This is a genomic window from Brevibacterium epidermidis NBRC 14811, assembly GCF_001570805.1.
GTDB lineage: Bacteria > Actinomycetota > Actinomycetes > Actinomycetales > Brevibacteriaceae > Brevibacterium > Brevibacterium epidermidis.
The window spans coordinates 193,001-204,500 of the sequence record NZ_BCSJ01000011.1 but is presented as its reverse complement, the minus strand read 5'-3'; the positions used below and the strand labels follow the sequence as shown (position 1 = coordinate 204,500).

The 11,500-nt window shown below is 64.2% G+C and carries 7 protein-coding genes; 4 read left to right on the top strand and 3 right to left on the bottom strand.

The annotated features are described in order from the left end of the window. The first annotated feature begins 132 nt into the window (after positions 1–132). On the top strand, positions 133–1,371 hold the full coding sequence (locus BEP01S_RS08140; RefSeq protein WP_244882160.1) for a protein kinase family protein: 1,239 nt from the start codon (positions 133–135) through the stop codon (positions 1,369–1,371). A 29-nt stretch (positions 1,372–1,400) separates the two neighbouring features. Here the strand turns inward: BEP01S_RS08140 and BEP01S_RS08135 are convergent, their stop codons facing one another. Then, positions 1,401–4,580, bottom strand: coding sequence for an ATP-dependent helicase (locus BEP01S_RS08135; RefSeq protein WP_062242324.1), 3,180 nt, complete (start codon positions 4,578–4,580; stop codon positions 1,401–1,403). Continuing rightward, complete coding sequence (locus BEP01S_RS08130) at positions 4,580–7,903, bottom strand: PD-(D/E)XK nuclease family protein (RefSeq protein ID WP_062242130.1); 3,324 nt, start codon at positions 7,901–7,903, stop codon at positions 4,580–4,582. Before BEP01S_RS08130 ends, BEP01S_RS08135 begins: the two co-directional genes overlap by 1 nt. A 115-nt stretch (positions 7,904–8,018) precedes the next feature. Between BEP01S_RS08130 and BEP01S_RS08125 the strand changes: the two genes are divergently transcribed. After that, entirely contained in the window at positions 8,019–8,612 is a 594-nt protein-coding gene (locus tag BEP01S_RS08125; protein ID WP_039210610.1) for a TetR/AcrR family transcriptional regulator, read from the top strand. Between the two features lie 120 nt (positions 8,613–8,732). Then, complete coding sequence (locus tag BEP01S_RS08120) at positions 8,733–8,954, top strand: DUF3107 domain-containing protein (RefSeq protein ID WP_039210609.1); 222 nt, start codon at positions 8,733–8,735, stop codon at positions 8,952–8,954. 129 nt (positions 8,955–9,083) lie between these two features. Here the strand turns inward: BEP01S_RS08120 and BEP01S_RS08115 are convergent, their stop codons facing one another. After that, the gene (locus BEP01S_RS08115) at positions 9,084–9,716 is read right to left on the bottom strand and encodes a ferritin-like fold-containing protein (RefSeq protein ID WP_062242128.1); all 633 of its coding nucleotides are present in this window, start codon (positions 9,714–9,716) and stop codon (positions 9,084–9,086) included. Positions 9,717–9,775: 59 nt separating this feature from the next. On the opposite strand from BEP01S_RS08115, the gene BEP01S_RS08110 reads away from it, so the two are divergent. Beyond that, a complete protein-coding gene (locus tag BEP01S_RS08110; protein ID WP_062242126.1) occupies positions 9,776–11,308 on the top strand; it encodes a DEAD/DEAH box helicase in 1,533 nt (510 codons plus the stop codon). Positions 11,309–11,500: the final 192 nt, after the last annotated feature.

Below are 11,500 nucleotides of genomic sequence, written 5' to 3'. Positions count from 1 at the left end.
CCACGATATCCCAGCGTCCTGACACAACGCCCGTGGCCGAGTCTGCCTGCCCGGACCCGAAAGTCGCCCCGGCAGACACGCTCGACGGCGAGTCCCGTGTCTCAGCCGAACCCAGACGGTAGATTGGGGAAGGTGGATACCAAGGCGCTCAAGTTGACTGCGATCGCGGCGACGATGCTCGACGGCTTCGTCCCGACCTCATGGACTCCCCTGCCGCCGCTGGACGCCGGAGTCAGAGTCCTGCTGGGAGACGGCGAACAGCAGCTCGTCGCATCGGCTCAGATCCAGCTCGATCGGACCGCGGACATCGGCTCGGCCGCCGAGGCCGGACGCATCTACGAGGCCATGTACCCGCATGCGGACTTCGTATGGCCGCGTCTGCGTGCCATCACCGAGGTAGACGCCGACTTCTTCGACACCTCGTCCCCAACGACGGTAACCCTGTCCGATCCGCTGCCAGGTGCACCTCTGGGGGATGTGCCCATCGCGGACACGGCCCGAGCCAGTTCATTGGCGCAGGCTCTGGCGACTCTGCATTCGGCAGCGCCCGAGCCCGTGTCCGACGCCGGTTTCCCAGTGGAGGATCCCTCTCGATCACAGTTCCTCATCCTCGAACGTCTCGACCAGGCGGCGAGCACCGGACGGGTGCCATCGTCTCTGCTGCAGCATTGGGAAGAGGAATTCGAGAAGGTCGCGCTCTGGCATTTCCTCGCCACGCCCATCCACGGCTCCCTCGACGAGACGAGTGTCTATACCGATCAGGAACGAGTGCTCGCTCTCGCGGAGATCGGTCGTCTGCGAGTGGCAGACCCGGCCATCGACCTGGCGGCGGCTTCGGCGCTGATCGATCCTGCTGCCCTGCCGACCTTCTACGAGGAATACCGCAATTCCCGGCCCCGCGCCGATGAGTATGTCATCGCCCGTGCCGAGCTGTTGGCCGAATTCGCAGTTCTCGACTGGCTGCTCGAAGCAGTCGATTCCGGGGACGGGACGGCCGTCGACGACGCCGCCGAACTCCTCAATTCTTTCAATGACGTTCTGTTCGGCGGCTCCGCCGATGAAAATGCCAGCGCTGAAGCCCCTGCCGCGGATTCTGCTGCCGGCTCTGCCGACGATGAGTCCTCTCGCGACGAGGCTCCTCGCGGTGCGGCCGCAGCGACTGCAGCGGCAGCGACCGATGCTCCCGATGTCGAAGCCGCGATCACAGAGACCGCACCCGCCGATGTGTTCATTCCCGGCGCGCAGCCGTCAGAGACAGCCTCTGATGACGATGCGGAATTCGACTCGGAGCCGGGTTCGCAGGTGCGGACCGAACCGACTCGGGAGTCCGACGAAACTGATAACGGGGAAGAGACCGGCTGGATCCGCTGATCTCAGCCGACGTCCCATATCCGCCTTTCTCAGCCGACGTCGTTGGCTTCCAACCAAGCGATGACTTCGTCCTCGTCGGGCAGATCGGTGAACTGCACGACCTCATCACTGCCGACGAAGTAGAACGTCCCGGTCACCTCGGTGATCTCCGGATGCACGCGCAGGATCGCGAACCGGTAGAGCGCCAGCTGCCATTTCATCACCTCGAGCACTGCGGCGTCGGGTTTCTTCGACGTCTTCCAATCCACGACCTCGGCATGGTCCCCAGTGATGAAGACAGCATCGATCTTCCCCGGCACCCGGAACCTGCCCAGGACGAGCTCGAACGACATCTCCACATGGTCGGCCCGTCGCGTCGCGAAATCGGAAGCTGAGAACGTCGCCTGCAGCCGTTCGATCGTCGCGGCGTCGATCGGTCGCACCGATTCGTCGTCGCCGATGTCAATGCTCGACTGACCGAAATGCTGTTCCACCCAGGAATGGAAGGTCGTTCCGATCTCGGCAGCACGGCTCGGCGGAGTCGGGATCGGACGCAGAGTCTGTGTACGGAATCCCTGCGGGTCCCTTCGCCATGCGACCAATGCTGTCGCCGACAGGCGGTCGGGCATCGTCGCCGCGGACGTGGTTTCGGGGCGGTCGGCGATACGCAGTGCCTGAGCGGCGAAGCGCCCGATCACCCCCGATTCCTCGGCCAAGGACTCCAAGCTGACATCCGGGCTCGCTTCGACCCATCCTGCGGCACGTTGGGCCGCGGCGACCTGCCTCGTACGCAACACCGGCCATAGAGTGGTCTCGATCCGGTCCTCAGCCGATTCGTCGGCCGGTTCCGGAACGTCCACCTCCAGCCCCAAGGCTTCGATCGCTTCGGTGAGGAAGGGCGAGGGATCGTCGGGAGTGGCGCGCGAACCCATCAGTTCCGCTCCGAGCCACAGATGCCTCTTGGCGCGGGTGAATGCCACATAGGCCAGTCGCCGTTCCTCCCCCTCATGTGCGTCGGCGATCTTCGGGCGGATGAAGTCTCCGATCCACTCGTCCAGGGCCTTCTTCGTATCGAATTCGGCTTCCCGCAGGTCGAAGTCGACGAGATGAGCGCGGTCACCGCGCAGCGGGTACGGCAGGGCGGTGCGGTCCATCCACCCTTCCTTGTCCCGCGGCTCGGTCGGGAAGTCCTTGACCACCAGGGAGGGAACGGCGACGGCGTCGAATTCCAGCCCCTTCGAGGCGTGAACGGTCATGATGTTGATCGCATCGGCTGCCGTCGTCGGTTCGGCGACGCTCAGCGCATCATGGGCTTCCATGAGACTGAGCCAGGACAGGAAGCCTGTGATCGAGGGTTTGTCGTCAGTAGCCGAGTATTGGCTGGCCGCGGACAGGAACGCGTCGACGGAGCTTCTGTGCAGATTGCGCAGGGAATCGCTGAGGCCCCAGATGTCCGAATCGATTCCAGTCTCGGACATCGCGGTGCGGATGATCGACGTGATTGTGCCCGTACCCGATCGGGTAGTCCGCAGCGCGCGAGCCAATCGGACCAGACGATGCAGCGCCTCCGAACTCAGGCCGGACTGTTGATAGTCGGCGACAAGTCCCTTGTCCGCACTCGTCCGCGCTCCCTGGTCGAGCGCACGCTGGACCTCGATGAGTTCATCGATGCCTTCGACGATCGTCGCCTGGTCGATGGCTTCGACGATGACTTCCTCGGCGGTCGGCTCGGCCCTATCGGAGGCTCGCCTCTCGGTCTGACGACGGGTGAAAGCCTGCAGTCCTGCTATATCGCCCGCACCGAGGCCGAGCATCCGTCCGCTGATGAGCCTCATGATTTCGTCGCCAGCCATCGGATCGACCGCGGCGGTGAGCACTGCGCGCAGATCGGCGACGAAGGGGTCGGTCAGCAGCCCGGAGGAACCGTGCACATGAACGGCGAACCCGGCGGCTTCCAGGGCCGCCGCCACCGGTGCGAAATGGGCTCGCTTGCGGCACAGCACCGCTTTCGACGAACCTTCCGGGACAGTGTGGAACCATTCCGTGAGTGCGCGCAGACCAGTGGTGAGGAAATCGGGGTCGTGGGCACCGGAGCTGATCTCCACGTTGACTTCGCCGTCTCCGGCACCGTCGCGAGCCGACAGCGGGGACTCATTGCTGTCAGCGAGTCCGGAGGCGATGCGATTGGCCACCTGCAGGATCGAACGGTCATTGCGCCAACTTGTGCTCAGCGACAGGGATTCGACATCGCGGAAATCAGAGGAGAACCGCACCATGTTGTCAGCGCTGGCACCGCGCCAACCGTAGATGGCCTGGCGAGGATCGCCGACGGCGGTGACGGCAGTGGAGTGGAAGAGGTCACGCAACAGCTTCAGCTGAGCCACCGACGTGTCCTGGAACTCGTCGAGGAGGACGATCTTCCACCGTGCCCTCTCGGCCTCTGCGGCAGCGGGCACTTCGTCGAGGATGCGTTGGGCGAAGCGCACCTGGTCGGAGAAGTCCATGGCCAGGTTGCGTCGTTTCGCGCGCATATAGGCATCAGCCAGTCGAGCCGTGCGGATCTTCGCTTCGAGCTTAGCCCGCCGTCCGTTGGGATCGACGGGTTTGCCTTTGCTGGACACCAGCGCGGCCAGGCACTGCTCGAGATAGTCCGTGACCTCCTCGACATCCCGACCGTGATCATTCATCTGCCCGGCCAAAGCGATGATGTCGGCGATCATCGTCTCGCGGGAGAAGTCTCCGGGGATCTCTTCGGATGGTGTGGAATCGATGAGATTCCCTGCGAGGGTGTGAGCTGCGGCGTCATCGAGCAGTACCGTTTCGGGCTCGATGCCGATGCTCACCCCGTGTTCGCTGACAATCGATGCGGCATAGGAGTTGTACGTGGACACGGTCGGATTGTCGAGACCGGGCAGGGACAGGTCCTGGCCGCGTCCGAGGTTGTGCCGCAGACGGGACAGAAGCACTCGGATGCGTCCACCGAGTTCTCCGACGGCTTTTCGAGTGAAGGTCAGGCCGAGGATCTCTTCGGGAGACACGTGCTCGTTTGCGACCAGCCACACCACTCTCTGCGAGATGACGGTGGTCTTTCCGGAGCCGGCCCCGGCGGTGACTTTCATCGACTGTGCGGGGTCGGCCTCGATGATCACCTTCTGCTCCGGGCTGGGCGGGAAGGCCTGGGCAGGATCGGCGGCTGTGAGCTCGGCAAGCCGCTCGGCAGTGAAGCGCATCAGTTCTCCTCCAACATCTTCGGACCGATCGCCGGGCACGATGATCGGACGGGGCAGGACTGACACTTCTGCGGCTCCACCCGTGCAGGGAAGCTCGCAGCACGCATCCTGCCGGACACGTCGTCGATGAGTTCGCGTGCCCATTCGGGGTTCTCATCGACTTCCAGCGCCGATTGCTCCCGAACCGTCCGGGCAGACTTGCGCAGGAAGACGAGTTCGGCGCCGAAGGCGTGGGCGTCGATCTCCTGATCCTCACCGATCCTGATGGTGCCGGAATTGATCGCTTCCTGGTACACGCCCAGCTGGGCGTGGCGGTCCATCTCCTTACCGGCGACGACGTTCCTGCCGGTCTTGAAGTCGACGATGCGCAGTCCGCCCTCGACTTCCTCGACCCGGTCGAGGCGTCCGGTGACCTTCCACTCGCGTCCGTCTCCGTCGACTCCGACCGCATAGACCTGCGCTTCGACCCCGACGAGGCGGCCCGGAGTCTTCTTGATGTAATCGCCGAGGCGGTCGGCCATGCTCATCGCCACGTCGAATTCCCGTTCACGTTCCCATTCCGCATCGAATTCCAGAGATCCGAACTCCGCTTCCACAAAGCTTCGGATCGCAGAGGTGGGTCCTTCCGGATAGTTCTCGGCGGCGGCGTGGATGATGGTCCCGAGACTCTGTGCTGTCGACATCGGACGGTCACCGCCATTGCGGGTGAGGAACCACCGGAGAGAGCAATCGTTGAACGCTTCGACTTGCGAGGGTGACACGCGGACCGTATCCGAATCTGTGAAGAGCGGCTCATCCGTCGTGATGTCCTCTGCCTCCCGCCACTGCGTCGGTGATTCCACCGTCCGACCGGCATCCGACAGCGCCCTCATCAGCGACGCCCATGACTGTGTGTCTGAGTCCGGAATCGCAGAGCTCTCCGGGTTCTCGGCAGAGGTGCTGTCCGAAACCGCTGTCGGCGACCCTGCTTCCTCGCTGTTCGCTGCAGCGGCCGACTGCAGCAGATGGGCACGAGCATGAGCGGCCATCTCCGGCAGCGTCAGCGGAGGCAGCTCATCTTCGTGGGTGATCGCATAGCCGTCGGCTGCATCGGCGTCTTTTGTCGAAGCAGCGGCGAGGACATCGAAGAACGGTGATGGTTCGGTCTCCGCATCGGTGACTGCGGTGACGAGCACGAGTTCCTGAGCCCGGCTGAGCGCGGTATAGAACAGTTCGCCCTCTTCGCGCAGGTTCGTTCGCTTCGCATGTGCGTGGTAGCCGGGATCGCCGGTGACCGTCTCCCCCGTGGCAAGCACCGCGGTGAGGTCGGTGAGGCCGAGGATTCCGCCACGCAGCTTCGGGTTCGGCCAGACGCCTTCGTTGACTTCGGCGATGATCACGAGGGGCACGCGCACATGGGCCAGCGAGGACGGGGTGCCGACCAGGACGTGATCGGCGAATCCGGCGGTATCGGCCAGGGAGTCCTGGGCGATGTCCTGTTCGGCGACGATTCCGGCGAACGAGCGCGCAGTGAATCCGCCGCGGTCGGCGATCTTCTCGGCCAGGGCGAACAGTCGCAGCACTGAATCGAGATAGCCGTTGGTCACCGATTCCGGGTCGCGCAGGGCTTCGGTCTGCCATCTCTCCGCGACCCCGGCCGCGTCCCAGATGCTCCACAGCGCTTGGTGGGGGTCGGTAGTGCCGACCTCCGCGGCGGCATGGAGCATCCGGGAGATGGTGGCCAGTCCCTGTGGTGATGATTCGTCGATGGGGCTGCGCAGCGCTTGAGCCAGTGATGCGGTGCTGCTGGGCGCTGGGAACTGTCTGCGCACGGCTCGCCGGAAGCGGCGGATCTGCACGGGGTCGAGGCGGACGTAGATGCTGCCGGCCAGTGACAGAGCGAGTTCGGCGATCGATTCGTCATCGTCGAAATCCGGAGTTGCCGAGAGCAGGTCCAACAGCGGTGCGGTCGCGGGGTCGACGTTGAGCGGCTGCATCAGGGTGGCGATCGAGACTCCTGAGGCTCGCAGCTCATTGGCGATCGCGCGTGCGCTTGAGGAGTTGCGGCAGATGAGTGCGACATCCGACCAGTTATGGCCCTGTTCGACGAAGTTCGTGATCCGTCGGGCGAGATACCGGTGTCCGGACGCGCTGCCTTCGAACACGTGGGTCTCCACTGCAGACGCCGCCGTTGCAGGCGAGGGCTCCTCGGGTGGTGCCGCGAACTGAGTCTCGAGTGGTAGGACCGACGAAGCCTCACCGACGGCAGTTGCAGGATCGGATTCGTCCCCTGCCGGACGGGGGCGAGGCATGTGGCCGATCGACCAGCGCGTGGTGATCCTGGCACCGAAGCCGTCGATGGCTTTCGCCAATGCCGGATCGACATCCCACTGACGGTCGAGGACGACCGATTCGAAACCGGCGTCGGTCGTGGCCCGATCGAGGATCGAAGCGTCGGCTCCGTGGAATCGACCGGTCACCGTCTCGGGAGAACCGAACAGGGCGACCGCACTCCCCCGGGCGCGCAGCTGTTCGAGGATCCCCCAACTGGCGGCCGGGAAATCCTGGACGCCGTCAGCCAGGACCACTGTGGGCACCTGGTCGGGAGCAAAGGTCCACGATCTGCCAGCGGTCACCTCTGCGGGTTCGCGGAAGATCTCGAAAGCGGCGAGGGCGAGCACCGTCGCGGAGTCGACGCCACCGTATCCGGGCATGGACATGATGCCCAGATATTCGTCGAGGATCTCGGCCACGGCCTGCCACCGCGGATCGGGATTCTCAGCCAAGGCGCGGTCGAGGGCGCTGCGACCGAAGTCGAACACATGTTCCGAGGTCTCCGGTGAGGGGCCGGGCATGCGCATTCCGAAGTCGAATTCCATCACTCGGTTGAGTGCGTCGCGGACCTCGGTTCGGAAAGCCGAGGTGGAGCGCACCTCGGCGGTGATCTCCGGCGGCCACGCCGGGCCGCGGGAATGGCCGAGTTCGTGGCCGGCGAGGAGGTCGGCGAGGAACACATCCTGATCGGCTCCGGAGATGAATTCGAGATCCTCACCGGTCCGCGTCGTATGTGCGGCACGAGCGATCCCATAGGCGAAGGACGCGAGGCTGCGGGCCGGAGCGGAAGACAGCACCGCATCGGCAGGCAGCCGAAGTCGATTGCGCAGCACATCGGCGTGATCGCGATCGGGAGTGAGGACGAGGACGGAAGCCGGCTCGACCGTCGACACCAGCTGCGCATAGAGCGACTCGAGCAGAGTCGTCTTCCCGGTTCCCGGCCGCCCGATGATATTCAGGCAGCCACCGGAGAGCAGGGTGCTGCCCATTCGCCGTGTCATCTCATCCATACTCGTATTCCATCACGGCCCACTGACATGAGACTTCCGGCCCCGGAACCGGCGCGTCGTCGAAGCGAACGCCCAGATGCCCGGTCCACGGCCGGTCTTCGCGTAGCATTGAAGAATGTCGAGTCCACAACAGAGATTGCCCCGTGACCAGCGCCGCGACCAATTGGTGGGAGTCGCACGCTCCGTTTTCGCCACCCGTGGATATCGGACGACCTCGATGGACATGATCGCCGAGGCTGCCGGTGTGTCCAAGCCAGTGCTCTATCAGCACTTCGATTCCAAGCAGGATCTCTACCTGGCCCTCATCGATTCCTCGGCGGCGCACCTCGACTCGCGTCTGGCAGAGGCGCTGGGGTCGACCACCGACCCGCATGAGCAGGTCCATGCGACTTACCGCGCCTATTTCGACTTCGTGGTCTCACACCGCGAAGAGTTCGTCATCATCTTCAATTCGGATGTCTACGAGCCGAAGGCCGAACAGAAGCTGCGCGCGCTGCGAGAGAGTTCCGCGACACGGGTCGTCTCGGCCCTGCAGAGCTTCGCCCGCCTCACCGACGATGAGGCGCAGCTGCTGTGTCGGGCGCTCATCGGCACCGCCGAGGTCGTCGTCAAGCAGATCGACTCGCAGCGCGGAATCGACGCCGACACGGCCGTCGAGCTGCTCACCCAGATGAGCTGGGGCGGTCTGCGGTCGTTCGCGGACCGCTGACCAGCCACCGGCCCCTCAGCCCTCAGCGGAATCCATAGGGAAGAAACCCCTGTCTGCGGACGTTAAGCTGAGCACAGTCCAAACCGTCATCGGTCATCGAGCATCGGCACAAGGAGCACCATGGAAATCAAGATCGGCGTCAAGCAGACTCAGCGCGAAATCATCCTCGAAACCGACGAAGATGCGAAGGAACTCGCAGCCCGCGTCGAAGAGAAGATCCAGTCCGAAGGGCTGCTGACCTTCACCGACACGAAGGGCCGTCAGGTCTTCGTGCCCTCGGCTTCGCTCGGCTACCTCGAAATCGGAGCTGAGACACCTCGTCGTGTGGGCTTCAGTGCCTGAGCTGCACGCCTGAACAGAAAGGGCCCCGGTCACGATGACCAGGGCCCTTCCTGTATCCGTCGTGGGTTCGTGCGACCAGTCCGCCACGAAATCGGACGCCAGTCGCGGAATTGCGCGCCCGTCGTGGGATCAGGCGACGAGGCCGAGTGCCGACATCCGCTTCGAATGGTTCGATGTCACCGCCGGGATCAATTCGACGACGAGGTCTTCGTCGAGGCCGAGGAACGGGTCGGTGAGCAGGCTGCGCGCACGTCCCAGGGTCTCGGCGACGAGCTTGCGACCCCACAGTGCCAGCCGCGAGGCCAGCTGTGTGTCGACCGCCACTTCGGATGTCAGACGATTGCGCGCATATTCGCTGGCACGTGTATCATCGAGAATTGCAATAGCCAGGCTGTATCCGGGCTCCGCGAGTTCGTCCACGGCCGTGCGGTAGAAATCATTCATGATTCCGTCGAAGACGAATCCCTTCATGAGGCTTTCGTACCAGTCGCGAGGACGAGTCCTTTCAGCCAGAGTGCTGAAGGTCGGTTCGAAATGCTGACAGAGCTCGATCACATCCTGGCCCATCTGATCGATGTGCTGTGAGAGCTGTTCGAAGTTCGCGAATGACTGAGAGGCCAGCCGCGCCAGGATGACCTTGTCATCCAGATCCGCTGCGGTCGTCGCGTTTGTGGCCATACGTTCGAAACCGGTCAGCTCGCCGAACGCCAGAAGTGCGAGCGTTGCAGCATCATTACCGGCCAATGGGACAGAATCGGACATAGTTCAAGACTACCGGTTCGCACCATGACAAGCGCATACGCGCTAAAAGGAGTTTGAATATGGCGGAGACGGAACCGGATTTCGCAGAACTGGGAGTCGCCGGACCGATCGTGGCCTCGCTGGCCGCGGCAGGAATCACCCACCCCTTCCCCATTCAGGCGCTGACCCTGCCCGTGGCACTGTCGGGCGCCGACATCATCGGGCAGGCGAAGACGGGCACCGGAAAGACCCTGGGCTTCGGCATCCCCCTGCTCCAGCGCGTCGTCGGCAAGACCGAGGACTCCTCGGTGACCTCCGACCCGGAATCGACTCCGGACAGCGTGGCCGATGCCAAGGAGCAGCGTCTGCCGCAGGCCCTCGTCGTCGTTCCCACCCGTGAGCTGGCCAAGCAGGTCGCGGCCGATCTCGTCACCGCCTCCGTGCAGCGTGATATCGACATCATGACGATCTACGGCGGCATGGACTTCGATCCGCAGATCAACCGCCTCAAGTCCGGCGTCGACGTCGTCGTCGGCACTCCCGGTCGTCTCCTCGACCTCTACGGTCGCAAGATCCTCAAGCTCCACCGCGTCCGCACCGTCGTCCTCGATGAGGCCGACGAGATGCTCGACCTCGGCTTCCTCCCTGATGTGGAGAAGATCATCAACGCTGTGCCGGCGCACCGCCAGACGATGCTGTTCTCCGCCACCATGCCCGGCGCGGTCATCACCCTGGCCCGCCGTTACATGAGCCAGCCCACCCATATCCGCGCCCAGGATCATGAGGATCTGTCGCTGACGGGAAAGAACACGACGCAGTTCGTCTACCGAGCCCACTCGATGGACAAATCCGAACTCGTCGCCCGTATGCTCCAGGCCGAGGGCCGCGGACGCACGATCATCTTCACCCGTACCAAACGCACCGCCGACAAGCTGGCCGCTGAGCTCGAGGATCGCGGCTTCGCGGTCAAGGCGCTGCACGGCGATCTCGGCCAGTCACAGCGTGAGAAGGCCCTCAAGTCCTTCCGCGACGGAAAGGTCGACGTGCTCGTGGCCACGGATGTCGCAGCTCGCGGAATCGACATCGACGATGTCACCCATGTCGTGAACTACCAGTGCCCCGAGGACGAGAAGACCTACGTCCACCGCATCGGACGCACCGGCCGCGCCGGCCACTCCGGTGTCGCCGTGACCCTGGTCGACTGGGATGACATGCCCCGCTGGCGTCTCATCAACAAGGCCCTCGGCCTCGATTTCGACGAACCCGCCGAGACCTACTCGACGTCACCGCACTTCTTCTCCGACCTCGACATCCCGAAGGGCACGAAGGGTCGGCTGCCGCGCCAGCACGCTGACGGTGATGACGAGAAGTCCACCGGTGAACGCAAGGGCCGTGGCTCCGATCGTCGCGGTTCCGGCCGTGGCCGTTCCGACTCTCGCCGAGGCGGCTCCTCCAACCGTCGTGACTCCTCCTCCGAATCCGGTGAAGAGAGCCGCAAGCCGCGTCGCCAGCGCTCACGCCGACGCACCCGCGGCGGCAAGCCGGTCAACCGTCCGCAGGGCGGCCAGACCGGTCAGGGCGGCCACCCGTCCGCCGACTCCAGCGAGGACTGATCCGGCCGCGGGCGAGACCATTCCCCCCGCAATGAACGTTCGAAGGGCCCAGACCACCCGGTCGGGGCCCTTCGTTCATCCTGTGTTCAATTCGACCCCCGATCCCGTTCAATTCCGTGACCGATGATGTTCTGAACCCATGTCATCGAGTACGAACGAGAGTGAGTCATTGTTCGGTTCACGCCGGTTGGA

Bases quoted from the DNA above. Each gene is read 5' to 3' on its own strand.
- BEP01S_RS08135 (WP_062242324.1), bottom strand. From the start codon at position 4,580: ATGCGCTTCACTGCCGAGCGGCTTGCCGAGCTCACAGCCGCCGATCCT.
- BEP01S_RS08130 (WP_062242130.1), bottom strand. From the start codon at position 7,903: ATGGATGAGATGACACGGCGAATGGGCAGCACCCTGCTCTCCGGTGGC.
- BEP01S_RS08125 (WP_039210610.1), top strand. From the start codon at position 8,019: ATGTCGAGTCCACAACAGAGATTGCCCCGTGACCAGCGCCGCGACCAA.
- BEP01S_RS08120 (WP_039210609.1), top strand. From the start codon at position 8,733: ATGGAAATCAAGATCGGCGTCAAGCAGACTCAGCGCGAAATCATCCTC.
- BEP01S_RS08115 (WP_062242128.1), bottom strand. From the start codon at position 9,716: ATGTCCGATTCTGTCCCATTGGCCGGTAATGATGCTGCAACGCTCGCA.
- BEP01S_RS08110 (WP_062242126.1), top strand. From the start codon at position 9,776: ATGGCGGAGACGGAACCGGATTTCGCAGAACTGGGAGTCGCCGGACCG.